Below are 18,295 nucleotides of genomic sequence, written 5' to 3' on the forward strand. Positions count from 1 at the left end.
GACGTTGCGCCACGCTGACCCTTCCATACCCCCTTTCTACGATTTTGACCGGTATAGAGGCGTTCCGCGCGGCCTCCGCCCGTGGCGGAGGAACGGTCGCGGGCGCCGCCGCGCAGGCGCCGGAGCGGCCGGTGCCGGGATGTCGGAGCCCGGGTGTGGCGCTGGCGGCAGGGACGACACCACCGGAAACGGGCGGGTCGGAAGCAAGGGATTGGGGTGGCGGTGTTGCGCAACCCTCTGGGAACCCGAAGGGAACTGGGATGACGCAGATCAGCGTTCGGGGCGGCGGGGCCGCCTGGAGCTTCGTCCGGCAGAGGGCGATCGCGCTGGCGGGGCTGCTGGCGTTTCTGGCGCTGGCCATGCCCGGACTGGCGGCTGCACAGGACGGCGAACCGTTGCCGGCAGACCTGGAGACGATCGGTATCGCCCAGCCCTGGCAGCTCGGCTATCAGCCCGCCGCCGCGCCGATCATGGATTCGATCTACGACTTTCACGACCTGCTGCTGGTGGTGATCTTCGCGATCTCGATCTTCGTGCTTCTGCTGATGCTCTACGTGATGTTCCGGTTCAGCGCGAGCAAGAACCCGAACCCCTCGCGGACCTCGCACAACACCCTGGTCGAGGTGATCTGGACCGTCGTCCCGGTGCTGATCCTGGTGATCATCGCGATCCCGTCCTTCCGGCTGCTGTATTTCGAGGATCGCACGGTCGAGGCCGACCTGGTGGTGAAGGCGACCGGGCATCAGTGGTACTGGACCTACGAGTATCCGGACGAGGGCCTGGTGTTCGACCAGCTGATGGTCGCCGATGCCGACCTGAAGCCCGGCGAGCCGCGCCTGCTGGAGACCGACACCGCCGTCGTGGTGCCGGTGGACAAGAAGGTCCGCGTGCTGACCACCGCCAGCGACGTGCTGCATTCCTGGACGATCCCGTCCTTCGGCATCAAGCAGGACAGCGTGCCCGGCCGGATCAACGAGACCTGGTTCCTGGCGGAGCGTCCCGGCATCTACTACGGCCAGTGCTCCGAACTGTGCGGCGTGAACCACGCCTTCATGCCGATCAAGGTCGTCGCGGTGGAGCAGGCGGACTATGACCGCTGGCTGGCCTGGGCGAAGAACGAATATGCCGCGGTGAAGAGCGAGCCGCGGGCGGTGGCATCGGCGGCGGAGACGGACAAAGCCGCGGCGGCCGCGGCCGCGAAATAAGACAGCGCGCCGGCTTCAGGTCCGGCGGCGATCGGTTCTGTCGCGCTGCGGCGCGGGGAGGTCAAGGCGATGGCATATTTCGACAAGACGGCTGACGCGCACGGGCACGACGCGCACGGCCATCCGACGGGGTGGAAGCGGTGGGTCTATTCCACCAACCACAAGGACATCGGCACGATGTACCTGATCTTCGCGATCATCGCGGGGATCATCGGCGGGGCCATGTCGGTCCTGATCCGTGCGGAGCTGCAGGCGCCGGGCGACGGCATCCTGGCCGGCGACAGCCAGTTCTACAACGTCCTGATCACCGGCCACGGCCTGATCATGATCTTCTTCATGGTCATGCCGGCGATGATCGGCGGCTTCGGCAACTGGTTCGTGCCGCTGATGATCGGCGCGCCGGACATGGCCTTCCCGCGGATGAACAACATCTCGTTCTGGCTGCTGCCGCCGGCCTTCGCGCTGCTGGTGATCTCGATGTTCGTGCCCGGCACGGCATCGGGCGACGGCGTCGGCACCGGCTGGACGATTTACCCGCCGCTCTCCTCCAACCTGGGCCATCCCGGCCCGGCGGTGGACTACGCCATCCTCAGCCTGCATATCGCCGGCGCCTCGTCGATCCTGGGCGCGGTGAACTTCATCACCACCATCTTCAACATGCGCGCGCCGGGCATGACCCTGCACAAGATGCCGCTGTTCGTCTGGTCGGTGCTGATCACCGCCTTCCTGCTGCTGCTGTCGCTGCCGGTCCTGGCGGGCGCCATCACCATGCTGCTGACGGACCGCAATTTCGGCACCAGCTTCTTCAAGCCCGAGGGCGGCGGCGACCCGATCCTGTTCCAGCACCTGTTCTGGTTCTTCGGCCACCCGGAAGTGTACATCCTGATCCTGCCGGGCTTCGGCATCATCAGCCAGGTGGTCTCCACCTTCGCGCGCAAGCCGGTGTTCGGCTATCTGGGCATGGCCTATGCGATGGTGGCGATCGGTTTCGTCGGCTTCGTGGTCTGGGCGCACCACATGTACACAGTGGGCCTGAGCGTGAACACGCAGGCCTATTTCACCGCCGCGACGATGGTCATCGCGGTGCCGACCGGCATCAAGATCTTCTCCTGGATCGCGACGATGTGGGGCGGCTCGATCCAGTTCAAGACGCCGATGGTGTTCGCCCTGGGCTTCATCTTCCTGTTCACCGTGGGCGGCGTGACCGGCGTGGTGCTGGCCAATGCCGGCATCGACCACAGCCTGCACGACACCTACTACGTGGTGGCGCATTTCCACTATGTGCTGTCGCTGGGCGCGGTGTTCGCCATCTTCGCCGGCTTCTACTACTGGTTCCCGAAGATGAGCGGCCGGATGATCCCGGAATTCTGGGGCAAGCTGCACTTCTGGACGACGTTCATCGGCGTCAACCTGATCTTCTTCCCGATGCACTTCCTGGGCCTGGCCGGCATGCCGCGGCGCTATATCGACTATCCCGACGCCTATGCGGGCTGGAACATGGTCGCGTCGATCGGCTCCTACATCTCCGGCGCCTCGACCCTGCTGTTCGTCGGCATCGTGATCGTGGCGCTGATGAAGGGCCGCAAGGCGGAGGCCAATCCCTGGGGTGCCGGCGCGACGACCCTGGAATGGACCCTGTCCTCGCCGCCGCCCTTCCACCAGTTCGAGAAGCTGCCGGTCATCAAGTGAGACCGGCGGTTCGGACAGAGTAGAGCAGTCGACGGATCAGCAACGTGAGCAACCTGCAGGGCAGCCCCGACCTGGCATTTCCGGCCGCCGACGGCAGCAGCGCCGCCGGCGGCCAGGCCGCCGGGGCCGGCAATATCGCAACGGCGGGCGACTATCTCGCCCTCCTGAAGCCGCGGGTCATGTCGCTGGTGGTGTTCACCGGCCTGGTCGGCATGGTTCTCGGTGCCGGGCAGGCGGGAGGGGCCGCCGCTCTCGGCGGCGCGTCCCTGCACCCGATCCTCTGGCTGACGGCGCTCCTGTGCATTGCGGTCGGCGCAGGCGCTTCCGGCGCCATCAACATGTGGTACGACGCCGATATCGACGCCCAGATGTCCCGCACCCGCAGCCGGCCGATCCCGCGTGGCCGGGTGGCACCGTCGGATGCGCTGGCCATGGGCATCCTGCTGTCGATCGCCTCGGTGACCGTGATGGCGCTGGCCGTCAACCTGACCGCTGCCGCCCTGCTGGCACTGACCATCGGCTTCTATGTCCTGGTCTATACGATGTGGCTGAAGCGGCGGACGCCGCAGAACATCGTGATCGGCGGAGCCGCCGGCGCCCTGCCGCCGGTGATCGGCTGGGCGGCGGTGACCGGCCAGGTCGACATCTTTCCGCTGATCCTCTTCGGCCTGATCTTCCTCTGGACGCCGCCGCATTTCTGGGCCCTGGCGCTGTACCGGTCGGGCGATTATGCGCGGGCCCGCGTGCCGATGATGCCGGTGGTTGCCGGCGCGGCTGCGACCCGGCACCAGATCCTGGGCTATGCAGCGGTGCTGGTCCCCTTTGCCGTGACCCCCAGCCTGCTGGGCTATGCCGGCTGGCTGTACGGGGCGGGTGCGATCGTGCTGGGCGCGATTTTCCAGTGGCTTTCGCTGCGGGTCTGGCTGGCTGGCGACGATGGCGGGCAGGGCGTGGTCGATGCCGGGCCGGCGAAGCGGCTGTTCGCCTTCTCGATCCTCTACCTGTTCCTGCTCTTCGCCCTTCTTCTGGCGGAGCAGCTGGTGCCGGGGGCGGAGCTGATCGCGCCGCTGGTCCGTCTCTGACCGCCGGCGATGACGGCGGAGGCGGGAACTCAGGCCATGGCCGATCAGGGGCCGCAGCGCGATGACGGGAAGGCCGGGCCGGATGAAGGCGCAGAATCCGGCAGCGGGATCTCCGTGCAGGAGCGCGCCGCGCGGCTGCGCGGCCGCAACCTCCTCCTGGGGGGCGCGCTGCTTTTGCTGGTGCTGCTGCTCTATGCGGTCAGTTTCGTGAAGACGCCGCCGGGTCCGGGCGGACCGGCGGAAGAGCAGGGCGCCGCGGCGCCCGCGGCGCAGCCGCTGTCCGGTCTGCGCGGCAACTAGCCTGGAGGGTCGGCGGGATGCAGCCTGTCCTGCCGGCACTGGAATTGGGAATGGGATCGTGAACCCGGGGATCGTGAACGCGGAGATCAAGGAGCAGCGGCAGGCGGCGATGCGCCAGCGCAAGATGCGGCGGACCGCTTTGTTCTGCGCCGCGGCGGTCGCCGGCATGATCGGTCTCTCCTTCGCCTCGGTGCCGCTCTACGACCTGTTCTGCCGGGTGACCGGCTATGGCGGGACCACCCAGGTGGCCACCGGCGCCGCCGACCGGGTGCTCGACCGGCGGATCACCGTCCGCTTCAACGCGAATGTCGCCCGCGGGATGCCGTGGAGCTTCCACCCGCAGCAGCGGGCGGTGGACGTCCGGGTCGGCGAGGAGCGCCTGGCCTTCTATTCCGCCTACAACCCGACCGAGGCGCGCAGCGCCGGGACGGCGACGTTCAACGTCTCGCCGGCCAAGGCGGGCCAGTACTTCAACAAGATCGCCTGCTTCTGCTTCAGCGAGCAGGTGCTGGCGCCCGGCCAGTCGGTGCAGATGCCGGTATCCTTCTTCATCGACCCGGCGATTGCCGACGACCCGGCGCTGGACGATGTGGGGGAGATCACCCTGTCCTACACCTTCTTCCCGGACGAGACGCCGCCGGCCGATACCGCGGCGCTGGATCCCGGCGCCGTCCGGCCGGCAGGAGACGAGGCGGGAGCGGGCGCAGTGGCGAAGGGACGGCCGGCGGGCGGCTGACGCCGGCCGGCAGGAGTTTGAGGGGCGCGGCGGGTGCCGGGGGATTGAGCCCTGCGCACAGCCGGGGTAGAGAACAACAAACGGCGGGGGATGACCGGTCCGCCGGCGCGGTCATGGAGACAGTAGAAGATGGCTGATCACGTCGAACACGACTACCACCTGGTAGATCCGAGCCCCTGGCCCTTCGTGGGCTCCATCGGGGCGTTCGTGCTGGCCATCGGCGGGGTGTCGGTGATGCATGGCGCCAGCGTGGTCTGGCTGGCGCCGGGCGCGCTGATCGTGCTCTACACCATGCTGGTCTGGTGGCGCGACGTGGTGCGGGAGAGCCAGGGCGGCGTCGACCATACGCCGGTCGTGAAGCTGGGCCTGCGCTACGGCATGATCCTGTTCATCGCCTCGGAGGTGATGTTCTTCGTCGCCTGGTTCTGGGCCTATTTCAACGCGGCCCTGTTCCCGACAGAGGCGATCGGCGGGGTCTGGCCGCCGGAAGGCATCGACACCTTCGATCCCTGGCACCTGCCGTTCCTGAACACCCTGATCCTGCTGACCTCCGGTACCACGGTGACCTGGGCGCACCACGCGCTGCTGCATGACGACCGCAAGGGCTTCCTGCAGGGCATGGTCCTGACCGTGGTGCTGGGCGTGCTGTTCAGCATCGTCCAGGTCTACGAATACACCCATGCGGCGTTCGGCTTCCGCGACGGCATCTATGCCTCGACCTTCTACATGGCGACCGGCTTCCACGGCGCCCATGTGCTGATCGGCACCATCTTCCTGCTGGTCTGCCTGCTGCGCGGCTATGCCGGCCATTTCACCACCACCAAGCATTTCGGCTTCGAGGCGGCGGCGTGGTACTGGCACTTCGTCGACGTCGTCTGGCTGTTCCTGTTCTGCGCCATCTACTGGTGGGGTGCGGGTCCGGAGATCGCCGGCGCCGCAGCCCACTGACCTTCCGGTCCTGCCGGCCGCCCCGACGGCAAGGTCCAGGGCGGCCGGCAGGACCAATCCCTGGCGCGCCGCAGACGGCTTCGCGGCGCGGAGAGAGGCCCTCGTGTCGTTCCGCGACCACGACTACTATCCGCCGGTCTCGCCGCTCTCGGCGGGCCTGCGGGGGCGCTGCCCGCGCTGCGGCGAGGGGCGGCTGTTCAAGGGCTTCCTGGACATCCGGCAGGAATGCACGGCCTGTGGTCTGGACTATGGCCAGGTCGATTCCGGCGACGGGCCCGCGGTCTTCGTGATCTTCATCGTCGGCTTCATCGTCGTCGCCCTGGCGCTGTGGCTGGAACTGGCCTACACGCCGCCCATCTGGCTGCACATGCTGCTGTGGATCCCGTTGATCCTGATTCTGTCGCTGGGCCTGCTGCGCCCCTTCAAGGCGACCCTGATCGCGCTGCAATACCGCAACAAGGCCAGCCAGGACATCGAACTGCACTGAGGCGCAACTGCAGATCCGGCACCATGGCGGCGCCGGTGCGCCGCCATGCGCGATGACGCAACCCGGGACGCATCCTGGCTTCGATCGCACAACCTGATTCAGGGAAACCGATACCCGCATGTCGATGCTGACCCGCATTCTGGGCACCCGTCCGGCGCTTGTGCCGACCCTGTTCACTATCCCCACCCTGATCGTCCTGATCGGGCTGGGCACCTGGCAGGTCGACAGGCTGCAATGGAAGAACGCGCTGCTGGACCGCATCCACGAGCGGATATCCGGGCCGGCCGTGCCGCTGCCGCCGGGCGAGCTGCCGCTGGACGACTGGGAATATCGCCGCGTGTCGGTGACCGGCAGCTACCTGCCGGAGCGGGAGTTCCACCTGCTGGCGACCAGCCTGCGCGGCAATGCCGGCTACCAGGTGATCACGCCGTTCCGGCGCGCCGATGGCGGCGGGATCCTTCTGGTCAACCGTGGCTGGATCCCGACCGAGCGCAAGGCACCGGCGGACAGGCCCGGCAGCATGCCGCCGGAAGGTGAGACGACGGCGACCGGCATCGTCCGCATCCCCTGGGCGCAGGGCACCTTCGTGGCCGACAACGATCCGGACCGCAATCTCTGGTTCTGGCCGGACCTTGCCGGCATGGGCGACCAGATCGGGCAGCCGGTGGCGCCCTACATGGTCGAGCTCGTCGCCCGCGAGGATCCGGAGGCGGTCTTCCCAATGGGCGGCCAGACCCGGGTCAACATCGCCAACAATCACCTGGAATATGCCCTCACCTGGTACGGCTTCGCGGTTGCCCTGGTGGTGATCTACATCCTGTGGCATCGCCGCCTGGCGCGCGAGACGGAGCGGGGCGGGCCGGAATGAGCGGCACCGGGCAGGAGGCGGGTGCGATGCCGCCCGGTGCGGCGGACGGGCCTGCCGGCAGGGCGCTGGCGGCGCGGTTTCGCCGGATCGCGCGCCTGCGCCAGGTCGAGCGGGTGCTGGGCTGGGACCAGCGGGTGATGATGCCGGCCGGCGCCGCGGCGCTGCGCGGCGACCAGCTGGCGGAACTGGAGCTGATGCGCCAGGACATCCTGGTGGCGCCGGACATGGCGGACCTCCTCGATGCCGCGGAGGGGGAGGCCGCCGCGGCGCCGGATCCCTGGTGGCAGGCCAACCTGCGCGAGATGCGCCGGATGTGCCGGCAGGCTGGGGCGGTTCCCTCCGACCTGCTGGTGGCGAAGGCGCGCGCGGTCGCGGCGGGCGAGATGGCCTGGCGCGCTGCCAGGGCGGAAGACCGTTTCGATGCGATGGCCGGCCCGCTGCGGGCGGTGATCGACGCGGTCCGGGACTGGGCCGATGCGCTGGCGGCGGCACAGGGCTGTTCGCGCTACGACGCGCTGCTGGACCAGTACGATCCGGGCGCGAAGGCTGCGACCATCCTGCCCCTGTTCGCCGACCTGGCCGACACGATCCGCCAGGTGCTGCCGGAGATCCTGGAACGGCAGGCGGCCGCGCCACCGGCGGTGCAGCCGCCGGCGGTGCCGACGGCGCGCCAGGCCGATGCGGCGCGGGCGCTGGCGGCCTTTCTCGGCTTCGACTTCCGTCACGGCCGCCTGGACGAGAGCCTGCATCCCTTCACTTCCGGCAGCCTGGGCGATGTCCGCATCACCACCCGCTTCGACGCCGGGGACCCGATGTCCGGCCTCCTCGCCGTCGCGCATGAGACCGGCCATGCGCTCTACGAGGCGGGCCTGCCGGCGGCCTGGCGCGACCAGCCCGCGGGACGGGCGCGCGGCATGATCCTGCATGAGAGCCAGAGCCTGCTTTGCGAGCGCCAGCTGATGCGGCTGCCCGGCGTCCTGGACTGGCTGGCTGGCGACCTCGCCGGACGCTTTGGCGCGGCGCCCGCCTGGTCCGCGGCAAACCTGCGCCGGTTGGCGTCCCGGGTGATCCCCGGCCTGATCCGGGTGGAGGCGGACGAGGTGACCTATCCGTTGCACATCCTGCTGCGGACCGAACTGGAACAGGCGCTGCTGGCCGGCGACCTGGCGGTGGACGACCTGCCGGGGGCCTGGGCCGATCGGATGCACGACCTGCTGGGTGTGAGCGTCCCCGACGACCGCCGCGGCTGCCTGCAGGACATCCACTGGCCGTCCGGCGCGTTCGGCTATTTCCCGACCTATACCTTGGGGGCGCTGGCGGCGGTGCAGCTGTTCGAGGCGGCTGCGGGCACCCAGAAAGCGGCTGGGGGAGCGGATGCGGACCATGAGACGATCCTGGCCTGGATGGGCCGCAACGTGCATGGCGCGGCGTCCAGCGCCGATACCGACGGTATCCTGCAGGCGGCGACCGGCGCGCCCCTGGGCAGCGCGGCCTTCAAGCGCCATATTCGCGCCACCTATCTGACCTGACACCGACAGCGACAGTGACAGCAAGCGGGAAAGCATCCAGATGACGGCCACGGGCAATCGCCTGCGATACGTGTCGACCCGCGGCGGCGCGGCAGCCCAGGATTTCACCGGCGTGCTGATGGCCGGCCTGGCGAGCGATGGCGGCCTGTACCTGCCGGAGGCCTGGCCGCAGCTCGCGCCCGCCGACTGGCAGGCGCTGGCCGGCAAGCCCTATGCGGAGGCTGCCTTCCGGGTCCTGCGGCCCTTCACCGCCGGCGCGCTGGACGATGCGGTCCTGGCGCGGCTGACCGCGGAGGCCTATGCGCAGTTCGATCATGAAACGGTCTGCCCGCTGGTGCAGATCGCGCCTTCGCGCTGGCTGCTGGAGCTGTTCCACGGGCCCACCCTGGCGTTCAAGGATGTGGCGATGCAGCTGCTGGGGCGGCTGTTCGACCATGTCCTGACGGCGCGCGGCGAGCGCATGACGATCGTCGGCGCCACCTCCGGCGATACCGGCTCTGCGGCGATCGAGGCCTGCCGCGGGCGGGATGCGATCGACATCTTCATCCTGCACCCGCACGAGCGCACCTCCGAGGTGCAGCGCCGCCAGATGACCTGCGTGACCGACGACAACGTGCACAATATCGCCGTGCGCGGCACCTTCGACGATTGCCAGGCCCTGGTGAAGGCGATGTTCAACGATGCGCCGTTCCGGGAGCGGATGCGGCTGTCGGCGGTGAACTCGATCAACTGGGCGCGGGTCATGGCGCAGGTGGTGTACTACGCCACCGCCGCGGTGGCGCTGGGCGGGCCGGCGCGGCCGGTGCGGTTCAGCGTGCCGACCGGCAATTTCGGCGATGTCTTCGCCGGCTATGCGGCAGCGCGCATGGGCCTGCCGGTGGCCGGCCTGACGGTGGCGACCAACCGCAACGACATCCTGGCCCGCGTCTTCGCCAGCGGCAGCTACCGCAAGGGGGAGGTCGCGCGGACCATGAGCCCCAGCATGGACATCCAGGTCTCCTCCAATTTCGAACGGCTGCTGTTCGACGCCTGCGGCCGTGACGGCGCGAAGGTCGCCGCGCTGATGCAGGGCCTCGATGCCGATGGCGGCTTCGAGCTCGGCGGCCTGCTGCGGCAGGCGGCGCCGCTGTTCACCGCCGCGGCGGTCGACGAGGCGCTGACCTTGGAGACGATCGCCGCGACCCACCGGTCGACCGGCCGGCTGATCGACCCGCATACCGCGGTCGGCGTGGCCGCGGCGGAACGCGTGGCGGAGGACGCGCTGCCGATGGTGGTGCTGTCGACGGCGCACCCGGCGAAGTTCCCGGACGCGGTGGAACGGGCGACCGGCCTGCGGCCGCCGCTTCCGGAACGTCTGTCCGACCTCTATGAGCGGCCCGAGCGCTACGAGGTCCTGGACGCCGACCTGGCGCAGATCCAGGCCCATGTTGCGCAACGGGCGCGCATTGTGCGGGAATGAGATCGTTGAGACGAGGCCCCCCGAACGGTTATGGGAGCGACATGACGGTAGAGGTCAGTGAATTGCCGGGCGGCCTGCGGGTCGTGACCGACAGCATGCCGGGCATTGCCTCGGCATCGGTCGGCGTATGGGTGGATGCGGGCTCCCGCCACGAGGATCCGGTGGAGAACGGCACCGCCCATTTCCTGGAGCATATGGCCTTCAAGGGAACCGAGAACCGCTCCACCCGGCAGATCATGGAAGAGATCGAGATGGTGGGCGGCAGCCTCAACGCCTTCACGGCGCGGGAGCAGACCACCTATCACGCCCAGGTGCTGGAAGCCGACCTGGACCTGGCCGTCGACCTGCTGTCCGACATCGTGATGAACCCGGTCTTCGCGCCCGAGGAGATGGAGCGCGAGCGCCAGGTCATCCTGCAGGAAATCGGCATGGTGCAGGACACGCCGGACGACCTGGTGTTCGATCATCTACAGGCGGTCGCCTATCCGGACCAGGCCATCGGGCGTTCGATCCTGGGCACCGACCGCGGCATCGCGGCGCTGCCGCTCGACGTGCTGCGCGGCTTCCGGGACCGGCACTATGACGCCGGGCGGATGATCGTCGCCGCGGCCGGCGCGGTCGACCATGACCGTTTCCGCGACCTGGTCGGCGAACGCTTCGCGCTGGCCTCCGGTGGCAATGGCGGCGCGCGGCCCGGCGCCTACGAGGCGGCCAGCTATCGCGGCGGCGACCTGCGCGACGCCCGCAGCCTGGACCAGGTGCATCTGTCCTTCGCCTTTCCGGGACTGTGCTTCGACGACCCGGACTATTACGCGCTGCAGGTCTACGCCACCCTGCTGGGCGGCGGCTCCTCCTCCCGCCTGATGCAGGAGGTGCGGGAGGAACGCGGCCTCGCCTATTCGATCTTCGCGCAGCCGGTCGCCTATGCCGATGGCGGCCTGCTGACCCTCTATGCCGGCACCAGCGACGACCTGGCGATCGAGCTGCTGGACGTGCTGGGGGAGCAGGTGCGCGACAGCGTGGAGAACGTCACCGACCCGGAGATCCAGCGGGCGCGGGCGCAGCTGAAGGCGGGCCTGCTGATGTCGCTGGAAAGCTCCAACGCCCGGATGGAGATCGCGGCACGGCATCTCTACCTGTTCGGACGCCCGCTCACCGTGCAGGAACTGTCGGCCAGCATCGACGCCGTGGACCGCGCTTCGGTGATCCGGGCCGCACGCCGTGTCTTCGGCGGCGGTCCCCTGTCCTTCGCGGCCGTGGGGCCGGTCGACGGGCTGCCCGACAGGGCCGCCATCCAGGAGCGCTTCGCGCTCTGACCGGCGGCGGCGGGCGATGGCCAGCATTCCCCTGCTGACGGCCCTGTCTGGCGCGATGACGCCGCTTTTCGGCCTCTGGCCGTTCCGCTGGAGCCAGTCCGCCGCCGATGCGCCTTTGCTGGTCGGCCAGCGGGTGGAACTGCGCTGGCCGCGCAGCCAGGATCATGCCGCCTGGGCATGCCTGCGGGCGGAGAGTCGCGCCTTCCTGACGCCGTGGGAGCCGGCCTGGCCGAACGACGCGCTGACCGTCGAGGGATTCGAGCGCCGCCTGCGTGCCCATCGCCGCGACGTGCGCGACGGCACCGGCTACATGTTCCTGGTCTTCCGCCGCGACGACGGCGCCCTGCTGGGCGGGGTCAGCCTGTCCCAGGTCCGCCGTGGCGCCGGCGCCAGCGCCGAGATCGGCTACTGGCTGGGGGAGGCGCATGGCGGCCGCGGCTACATGTCGGAGGCCGTGCAGGCGGTCCTGCGGCATGCCTTCGAGACCCTGCAGCTCCGCCGGGTGGAGGCCGCCTGCCTGCCCAGCAATGTGCGGTCCAAGGCACTGCTGGTCCGGTTGGGGTTCCAGCGCGAAGGGCTGGCCAGATCCTATCTGTGCATCAATGGGCGCTGGCGCGACCACGAACTCCACGCCCTGCTGCTGGAGGACTGGCGCCAGATGCCGGCGCCTGTTCCGATCGCGGCCGGATTGGCCGCAGCCAGCACGCAAAGCAACGTCGGCGGCGGTGTGGCGACGCTGCGTTAAGGGGAGGTGGCGTGCTGCGGCTCAGGCGTGGCCGGCGGCCGATGACAGGCGGGAAGGGTCGCCGATCCCCAGCCGGCCCACCGCCCGCGGCCACATGTCGTCGGCAGTGGTGCCGAAGATGATATCCAGGTCCGCCGGGCCGTGCAGCCAGCCGTTCGCCTGGATCTCGCCGTCCAGCTGCCCAGGCGCCCAGCCGGCATAGCCCAGCGCAACGATGGCATGGGCCGGGCCCTCGCCCTCCGCGATCGCGCGCAGGATGTCGACAGTGGCGGTCAGGGCGATGCCGTCGCCGACCATCATCGTCTCCTCCCGCACGACGTCGGCGGTGTGCAGCACGAAGCCGCGCCCGGGCTCTACCGGGCCGCCGAACTGGATCGGGAAATTGTCGGCGGGCTCGCCCTCGAAGCCGACCTGGTCCAGCAGCTTCGCGAAATCGATCCCCTCCAGCGCCTTGTTGAGCACCAGGCCCATGGCGCCGTCGGCATTGTGGACGCACATATAGACCACCGACTGGGCGAACCGCTCGTCGCTCATATGCGGCATCGCCATCAGAAGCTGCCCTTCGAGATAGGGGCTGTTGCCGGTCAATCGGTCCTCCGGGTCCGGGGTAGGGATCCATGATATCCGCACGTGAATGTGAGGGCCATGGCCTACCTGTTCCAGGCCTGCAGGGATATTTCTGCGAAACGGATGGCCTCGCCGGCCCCCGATGCATGGACCGGAGCGTATCATGATACCCATTTCCTGCCCGACCCGTCGCCGCCCGCGATCGCCGGCTGCCCGGTTCTGCGCGGCGCTGCTGGTGTTCCTCGCCGCCGCAGGGGCCGCGGCGGGGATTGGCTGTCCGGCTTCGGCCGATGGCGAGGGCTGGGCCTCGCCCTGGATCGAGAAGGAGCAGCTGGCCCTGCGGCTGGTCGCCGACAGCACCCGGCTGGGCCCCGATGGCGGGGCACGGCTGGGCCTCCAGGTGCGGCTGCAGCCCGGCTGGACCTTCTATTGGCGGCATCCCGGGGACAACGGCCTGGCGCCGCTGCTGGACTGGTCCGGATCGGAGAATCTGGGCGGGGTCGCGGTGGACTGGCCGGCACCGCACCGCAAGGAGGTGCTGGGCGCGCAGAACTATGTCTATACCGAGGAAGTGGTGTTGCCGGTCCGCCTGACGGCCGGCGATGCCGACGCGCCCCTGCTGGCCGACCTGCGCCTGGACTACGGCGTCTGCAAGGAGGTCTGCGTCCCCTATTCGGACCATCTGGCCCTGCTGCTCCAGCCCGGCACCGCCGATCCGACGCCGGGGGCGGAGCTGCTGGACTGGTATGCCGGCCTGGTGCCGGAACCGGCCGGCCGTCAGGATGTCCGGCTGGCTGCCCGGCTGCCGCCGGCGGGCGCCGCCGGCGACGGACTGCTGGCGGTGGTCGCGGAGGCGGCGACGCCTTTCACCGCCCCGGACCTGTTCCTTGAGGGCCCGGAGGGCATGTGGTTTGGCGTGCCGGAGGTCAGCCTGTCGGATGACCGGCGCCATGCCGTGATGCGGCTGCGTGCGGGACCGGAGGAGATGCTGCAGGCGCTGGCGGGCCGCGACCTGCGCATCACCCTGGTGGATACCGACCGCGCGGTGGAGGATCGCGTGATTGTGACTGCTGCCGGCGATAATGGGCACCGCCAGGGCGGCGGCGATTGACATGACGCCGCCCGGGGCCATCTTCTGTCCCGGGCCGCCGCGGGGCCGCCCGGCCCGTCCGCGCGCCCGTATGGACTTTCAACCGACCTTTCCGTCAAGCCAGCCAAGGGGGACGAGAGCATGCCGATCCAAGTGGGAGACAAGATTCCCGACGTCACGGTGATGACCATGACGGCAGAGGGCCCGAAGCCCGTGAAGACCAGCGAGCTGTTCGCCGGCAAGAAGGTGGCGCTGTTCTCGGTGCCCGGCGCCTTCACGCCGACCTGCTCCGCCAAGCACCTGCCGGGCTTCGTCGAGAAGGCGTCCGACATCCGCGGCAAGGGCGTGGACGAGATCGTCTGCATCGCCGTCAACGACGCCTTCGTCATGGGCGCCTGGGGCAAGTCGGCCAATGCCGAAGGCAAGGTGACCATGATCGGCGACGGCAATGGCGACCTGACCAAGGCGCTGGGGCTGGAGATGGACGGGTCCGGCTTCGGCCTGGGCATGCGCGGCCAGCGCTTCTCGATGATCGTCGATGACGGCAAGGTCACGCACCTGAACGTCGAGGCGCCCGGCGCCTTCGAGGTGTCGAGCGCGGAGTACATGCTCAACCAGCTCTGACCGGCTTCCGGCAGTTCTGACCGGCTTCCGGGTCGGTCGCAGGCAACGGCCGCGGGCAGGTCTCGCGGCCGTTTCTGTTTCAGCCGCCGCCGCGGCGCAGCGCGACCACCTGCTGCCGGGCCAGGGCGTCGACCCGCTCGTTGTCCGGGTTGCCGGCATGGCCGCGAACCCAGATCCATTCCACCGCATGCGGCTCCGTCGCGGCCTGCAGGCGCTGCCAGAGATCCGCATTCTTCACCGGCTTCTTCGCGGCGGTCTTCCAGCCGTTGCGGATCCATTTCGGCAGCCACTCGGTAATGCCGTTGCGGACATACTGGCTGTCGGTGTGCAGGCGCACGGTCGCCGGCCGCTTCAGCGCCTCCAGCGCCGCGATCGCGGCCATCAGCTCCATCCGGTTGTTGGTGGTCTGCGGCTCCGCGCCGGCCAGTTCCTTTTCCTGCCCGTTCCAGCGCAGCAGCGCGCCCCAGCCGCCGGGGCCGGGATTGCCGCTGCAGGCGCCGTCGGTATGGATTTCCACTGTCGCTGTGCCGCTCACGCCGCCGCCTCCAGTCCGTAGCCCGCCACGCCGCCGACCTGGCGGTGGAAGCGCAGCTTGCGCAGATATTCCAGCGGGTCCTTCGGCTTCACCAGCGCGCCCGGGACCTGGTTCAGCCAGTCGTACAGCCGGGTCAGCAGGAACCGCAGCGCCGCGCCGCGCGCCAGCACCGGCAGCATCTCCAGTTCCGCTGACGTCAGTGGCCGCACCCGGCCATAGCTTTCCAGCAATGCACGTCCCTTCGTGACGTTGAAGGCGCCGTCCCGTTCGAAGCACCAGGCGTTCAACGCCACGGCCAGGTCGTAGGCCAGCATGTCGTTGCAGGCGAAGTAGAAGTCGATCACGCCGGACAGCCCGTCTTCCAGGAAGAACACGTTGTCGGGGAACATGTCGGCATGGATGATGCCGCGGGGCAGGGCATCGGCCCCGCCGCTGCGGTCCGGCCAGACCGCCTCCAGCACCTCCAGCTCCGCCGCGATCTCGGCCCCCAGTCCGGTCTCGACCGCGTCCGCGCCGCCGATGCAGGCGCGCGCGATGTTGGCCCAGCCGGCGATCGACAGGTCGTTGGCGCGGCGCATGGTGAAGTCGGCTGCCAGCCGGTGCATCTGCGCCATCACGCCGCCGACCCCGGCGCAATGGCGTGCGGTCGGGCGCCGCGGCCAGACCCCGCTCAGGAAGCTGACGATCGCGGCGGGCCGGCCGGCGACATGGCGCAGGATGCGGCCGTCGCGGCCGGCAATGGGTGTCGGGCAGCTGAAGCCGCGGGCGGCCAGATGGTCCATCAGCCCCAGGAAGAAGGGCAGATCCTCCGCCTTCACCCGCTTCTCGTACAGGGTCAGGATGTGGGGGCCGCTCTCGGTCACCAGCAGGTAGTTGGAGTTCTCGACCCCTTCGGCGATCCCCTTGCAGGACAGGACGCTGCCGATCTCGTACTCGGCCAGCAGCGTCGCCAGCGACTCGTCGTCGACCTCCGTATAGACCGCCATCGCTTTTCCGCCGTGTCAGGCCTGCTGCAACACGCGCGGCAGCTTGAAATGAACATCTTCCTCGGTGACCGTCACGTCCTGCAGCGTGACGTCGAAATGCGCCTGCAGGGCGGCGATCACCTCCTGAACCAGGACTTCCGGTGCGCTGGCGCCGGCGGTCAGGCCGATGCGGCGCACGTCGGACATGGTCGACCAGTCGATGTCGGCGGCGCGCTGCACCAGGGCGGCTGAGGGGCAGCCGGCCTTGCGCGCCACCTCCACCAGGCGCAGCGAGTTGGAGGAATTCGGCGCGCCGATCACCAGCACCATGTCGCAATCGCCGGCGATCGCCTTGACCGCCTCCTGCCGGTTGGTGGTGGCGTAGCAGATATCCTCCCTGTGCGGCCCGATGATCGCCGGGAAGCGCTGCCGCAGGCGGGCCACGATGGCGGCGGTGTCGTCGACCGACAGGGTGGTCTGGGTGATGTAGGCGAGTCGCTTGGGATCCGCGACGGCCACCCGGCCGGCATCCGCCACGGTTTCCACCAGCTGCACGGCGCCGTCCGGCAGCTGGCCCATCGTGCCCACCACCTCGGGATGCCCGGCATGGCCGATCAGCAGGATGTGCTGGCCGTCCCGATGGTGCCGCTCCGCCTCGCGATGGACCTTGCTGACCAGCGGGCAGGTGGCGTCGACATAGAGCATCTTCCGGCGCTCCGCCTCGGCCGGCACCGATTTCGGCACGCCATGGGCGGAGAACACCACCGGCATGTCCGGCGGCACCTCGTCCAGCTCGTCGACGAAGATCGCGCCGCGTGCCTCCAGGCTCTCCACCACGAACCGGTTGTGGACGATCTCGTGGCGCACGTAGACGGGCGCGCCAAAGCGCTCCAGCGCCAGTTCGACGATCTTGATCGCACGGTCGACACCGGCACAGAAGCCGCGCGGCCGGGCGAGATACAGGGTCAGGGGCGGGCGGTCGCCAGCCTGCCGGAGGTCCGCGCCCGGCATCTCCGCATCCTGCGCCCCCGCATCCTGCAACCCCGCATCCTGCAAGCCCGAGTCCAGGCCGATCCTGCGCTGTTCCGTCATACCTGCCTGTCCGATACTGGCTTCCGCCTGCGCTGTCCCGGCCGGCGCATTCTGCCGGCGCGGGCGCCGAAGGCTTCCTTGTCGGGCCTCCGGCCCTCTTCTACACTTCGCGTCGCCCGGAACCTAGTTCAGCGCCCGCCGGGTGGAAAGGACCGCCTTGCCGCGCAACCGCCGTCCTTCCGTCGTTCGGGCCGCTCCGGCCGCCCGCCTTGCTGCCTGCCGCGCTGCCCGCCTGACCGCCCACCTCACTGCTCCGGGCCGGGCAGACATCGCCGGCCCAAAGTCGAAGTCCAGATAATCATGCGATCCCTTCCGGTCCATCCCGTTCGGTGCCTTGCCCTGCTGCTGTTCGCCTCCGCCGTCCTGGCCGGCTGCAGCCGCGAGAGGCCGCCGCCCTGCCCGGACGTGCGGATCCTGGCGATCACCTCGGAGATGACCAAGTTCCGCCCGGGTCCCGGCCGCGACCTGACCGACGTGGAGTACGAGGTGAGCACGGAGGCCGTGGCCGGAGGCTGCGCCTTCCGTGACGAGAACAGCAGGGTCGAGGTCGAGATGACGGTCACCTTCGTCATCGAGCGCGGCCCCGCCCTGCAGGGCGACAGGGTGCAGTTCCCCTACTACATCGCGATCGTGACCCGCGACGAGCAGATCCTCGCCAAGGAGGTTTTCCAGAGTCAGGCGGAGTTCGGACAGGGCCAGCGGCGGATCGGCCTGACCGAATCCAGCCGCGAGGTGATCCCGATGCCGGACGGGCAGATCAGCCTGGACTACGAGATCCTGGTCGGACTGCAGCTCACCGAGGAACAGCTCGCCTACAACCGGCGCGAACGAGGTTTCTGAGCCGCCCGCCGCGCCCGGTTTGACTTAGCGGGGGGCAGCCGACATATTCGTTGTGTGAAGCCATCCCCCGCGGGAGAGACCGGCGTTGCGGCCCGTACGGCCGGCAGCCGGCGCCGAAGGAGCAACCGCCCCGGAAACTCTCAGGCACCCGGACCGCGGGGGGACGAACTCTGGAAAGCGGGGCGCGCAAGCGTCCACACCGACGGAGCAAGTCGCCG

At 69.4% G+C, this 18,295-nt stretch carries 19 protein-coding genes and 1 riboswitch; of the genes, 15 read left to right on the forward strand and 4 right to left on the reverse strand.

The window, feature by feature from the left end; genetic code table 11:
- The first annotated feature begins 260 nt into the window (after positions 1-260).
- The 12 genes from coxB to ACFOGJ_RS04615 all read left to right on the forward strand — a co-directional run bounded on the left by coxB (position 261) and on the right by ACFOGJ_RS04615 (position 12,364).
- Positions 261-1,205 (forward strand): cytochrome c oxidase subunit II, encoded by a 945-nt coding sequence (gene coxB / locus ACFOGJ_RS04560; protein WP_379898498.1) that lies wholly within the window; start codon positions 261-263, stop codon positions 1,203-1,205.
- 69 nt (positions 1,206-1,274) lie between these two features.
- The gene (gene ctaD / locus ACFOGJ_RS04565; protein ID WP_379898499.1) at positions 1,275-2,894 is read left to right on the forward strand and encodes a cytochrome c oxidase subunit I; all 1,620 of its coding nucleotides are present in this window, start codon (positions 1,275-1,277) and stop codon (positions 2,892-2,894) included.
- Between the two features lie 44 nt (positions 2,895-2,938).
- Complete coding sequence (locus ACFOGJ_RS04570; protein ID WP_449288573.1) at positions 2,939-3,976, forward strand: heme o synthase; 1,038 nt, start codon at positions 2,939-2,941, stop codon at positions 3,974-3,976.
- A 36-nt stretch (positions 3,977-4,012) separates the two neighbouring features.
- The gene (locus tag ACFOGJ_RS04575; protein WP_379898502.1) at positions 4,013-4,276 is read left to right on the forward strand and encodes a hypothetical protein; all 264 of its coding nucleotides are present in this window, start codon (positions 4,013-4,015) and stop codon (positions 4,274-4,276) included.
- 58 nt (positions 4,277-4,334) lie between these two features.
- Entirely contained in the window at positions 4,335-5,012 is a 678-nt protein-coding gene (locus tag ACFOGJ_RS04580) for a cytochrome c oxidase assembly protein (RefSeq protein ID WP_379898505.1), read from the forward strand.
- Positions 5,013-5,141: 129 nt separating this feature from the next.
- Positions 5,142-5,960 carry a cytochrome c oxidase subunit 3 gene (locus tag ACFOGJ_RS04585; RefSeq protein ID WP_379898506.1) on the forward strand — a complete coding sequence of 273 codons (819 nt, stop codon included), beginning with the start codon at positions 5,142-5,144 and terminating at the stop codon, positions 5,958-5,960.
- Between the two features lie 103 nt (positions 5,961-6,063).
- Complete coding sequence (locus tag ACFOGJ_RS04590) at positions 6,064-6,447, forward strand: DUF983 domain-containing protein (RefSeq protein WP_379898508.1); 384 nt, start codon at positions 6,064-6,066, stop codon at positions 6,445-6,447.
- A gap of 118 nt (positions 6,448-6,565) precedes the next feature.
- Positions 6,566-7,315 (forward strand): SURF1 family protein, encoded by a 750-nt coding sequence (locus ACFOGJ_RS04595; RefSeq protein ID WP_379898509.1) that lies wholly within the window; start codon positions 6,566-6,568, stop codon positions 7,313-7,315.
- A complete protein-coding gene (locus tag ACFOGJ_RS04600; RefSeq protein WP_379898511.1) occupies positions 7,312-8,844 on the forward strand; it encodes a carboxypeptidase M32 in 1,533 nt (510 codons plus the stop codon). Before ACFOGJ_RS04595 ends, ACFOGJ_RS04600 begins: the two co-directional genes overlap by 4 nt.
- A 61-nt stretch (positions 8,845-8,905) precedes the next feature.
- Positions 8,906-10,303 carry a threonine synthase gene (thrC, locus tag ACFOGJ_RS04605; RefSeq protein ID WP_379898554.1) on the forward strand — a complete coding sequence of 466 codons (1,398 nt, stop codon included), beginning with the start codon at positions 8,906-8,908 and terminating at the stop codon, positions 10,301-10,303.
- Between the two features lie 41 nt (positions 10,304-10,344).
- Complete coding sequence (locus ACFOGJ_RS04610; RefSeq protein WP_379898512.1) at positions 10,345-11,619, forward strand: M16 family metallopeptidase; 1,275 nt, start codon at positions 10,345-10,347, stop codon at positions 11,617-11,619.
- A gap of 16 nt (positions 11,620-11,635) precedes the next feature.
- The gene (locus ACFOGJ_RS04615; protein WP_379898514.1) at positions 11,636-12,364 is read left to right on the forward strand and encodes a GNAT family N-acetyltransferase; all 729 of its coding nucleotides are present in this window, start codon (positions 11,636-11,638) and stop codon (positions 12,362-12,364) included.
- A gap of 21 nt (positions 12,365-12,385) precedes the next feature.
- Here the strand turns inward: ACFOGJ_RS04615 and ACFOGJ_RS04620 are convergent, their stop codons facing one another.
- Positions 12,386-12,952 (reverse strand): YqgE/AlgH family protein, encoded by a 567-nt coding sequence (locus ACFOGJ_RS04620; protein WP_379898515.1) that lies wholly within the window; start codon positions 12,950-12,952, stop codon positions 12,386-12,388.
- A 142-nt stretch (positions 12,953-13,094) separates the two neighbouring features.
- Between ACFOGJ_RS04620 and ACFOGJ_RS04625 the strand changes: the two genes are divergently transcribed.
- Together ACFOGJ_RS04625 and ACFOGJ_RS04630 are read left to right on the forward strand one after the other, a co-directional pair.
- Entirely contained in the window at positions 13,095-14,042 is a 948-nt protein-coding gene (locus ACFOGJ_RS04625) for a protein-disulfide reductase DsbD domain-containing protein (RefSeq protein WP_379898517.1), read from the forward strand.
- Between the two features lie 120 nt (positions 14,043-14,162).
- Positions 14,163-14,645, forward strand: a complete 483-nt coding sequence (locus ACFOGJ_RS04630) for a peroxiredoxin (protein ID WP_379898518.1) — start codon at positions 14,163-14,165, stop codon at positions 14,643-14,645.
- Positions 14,646-14,724: 79 nt separating this feature from the next.
- On the opposite strand, the gene rnhA is transcribed toward ACFOGJ_RS04630, so the two are convergent.
- From rnhA to ispH, 3 genes are read right to left on the reverse strand one after another with little or no spacing between them, the layout of a single operon-like run.
- Positions 14,725-15,180, reverse strand: coding sequence for a ribonuclease HI (gene rnhA / locus ACFOGJ_RS04635; RefSeq protein ID WP_379898520.1), 456 nt, complete (start codon positions 15,178-15,180; stop codon positions 14,725-14,727).
- Positions 15,177-16,166 (reverse strand): homoserine kinase, encoded by a 990-nt coding sequence (locus tag ACFOGJ_RS04640; RefSeq protein WP_379898521.1) that lies wholly within the window; start codon positions 16,164-16,166, stop codon positions 15,177-15,179. Before ACFOGJ_RS04640 ends, rnhA begins: the two co-directional genes overlap by 4 nt.
- A 15-nt stretch (positions 16,167-16,181) precedes the next feature.
- Positions 16,182-17,156 (reverse strand): 4-hydroxy-3-methylbut-2-enyl diphosphate reductase, encoded by a 975-nt coding sequence (gene ispH, locus ACFOGJ_RS04645; protein ID WP_379898522.1) that lies wholly within the window; start codon positions 17,154-17,156, stop codon positions 16,182-16,184.
- 381 nt (positions 17,157-17,537) lie between these two features.
- On the opposite strand from ispH, the gene ACFOGJ_RS04650 reads away from it, so the two are divergent.
- Positions 17,538-18,077 carry a hypothetical protein gene (locus ACFOGJ_RS04650; RefSeq protein ID WP_379898524.1) on the forward strand — a complete coding sequence of 180 codons (540 nt, stop codon included), beginning with the start codon at positions 17,538-17,540 and terminating at the stop codon, positions 18,075-18,077.
- A 60-nt stretch (positions 18,078-18,137) separates the two neighbouring features.
- Positions 18,138-18,243: riboswitch (glycine riboswitch) on the forward strand.
- Positions 18,244-18,295: the final 52 nt, after the last annotated feature.

Source organism: Marinibaculum pumilum (assembly GCF_042646425.1).
In the GTDB taxonomy this organism is placed as follows: Bacteria; Pseudomonadota; Alphaproteobacteria; order Ferrovibrionales; family Ferrovibrionaceae; genus Marinibaculum; species Marinibaculum pumilum.

Bases quoted from the DNA above. Each gene is read 5' to 3' on its own strand.
- ACFOGJ_RS04625 (WP_379898517.1), top strand. From the start codon at position 13,095: ATGATACCCATTTCCTGCCCGACCCGTCGCCGCCCGCGATCGCCGGCT.
- coxB (WP_379898498.1), top strand. From the start codon at position 261: ATGACGCAGATCAGCGTTCGGGGCGGCGGGGCCGCCTGGAGCTTCGTC.
- ACFOGJ_RS04650 (WP_379898524.1), top strand. From the start codon at position 17,538: ATGCGATCCCTTCCGGTCCATCCCGTTCGGTGCCTTGCCCTGCTGCTG.
- ACFOGJ_RS04575 (WP_379898502.1), top strand. From the start codon at position 4,013: ATGGCCGATCAGGGGCCGCAGCGCGATGACGGGAAGGCCGGGCCGGAT.
- ACFOGJ_RS04595 (WP_379898509.1), top strand. From the start codon at position 6,566: ATGTCGATGCTGACCCGCATTCTGGGCACCCGTCCGGCGCTTGTGCCG.
- ACFOGJ_RS04640 (WP_379898521.1), bottom strand. From the start codon at position 16,166: ATGGCGGTCTATACGGAGGTCGACGACGAGTCGCTGGCGACGCTGCTG.
- ACFOGJ_RS04615 (WP_379898514.1), top strand. From the start codon at position 11,636: ATGGCCAGCATTCCCCTGCTGACGGCCCTGTCTGGCGCGATGACGCCG.
- ACFOGJ_RS04600 (WP_379898511.1), top strand. From the start codon at position 7,312: ATGAGCGGCACCGGGCAGGAGGCGGGTGCGATGCCGCCCGGTGCGGCG.
- ctaD (WP_379898499.1), top strand. From the start codon at position 1,275: ATGGCATATTTCGACAAGACGGCTGACGCGCACGGGCACGACGCGCAC.
- ACFOGJ_RS04610 (WP_379898512.1), top strand. From the start codon at position 10,345: ATGACGGTAGAGGTCAGTGAATTGCCGGGCGGCCTGCGGGTCGTGACC.
- ispH (WP_379898522.1), bottom strand. From the start codon at position 17,156: ATGCCGGGCGCGGACCTCCGGCAGGCTGGCGACCGCCCGCCCCTGACC.
- ACFOGJ_RS04585 (WP_379898506.1), top strand. From the start codon at position 5,142: ATGGCTGATCACGTCGAACACGACTACCACCTGGTAGATCCGAGCCCC.
- ACFOGJ_RS04630 (WP_379898518.1), top strand. From the start codon at position 14,163: ATGCCGATCCAAGTGGGAGACAAGATTCCCGACGTCACGGTGATGACC.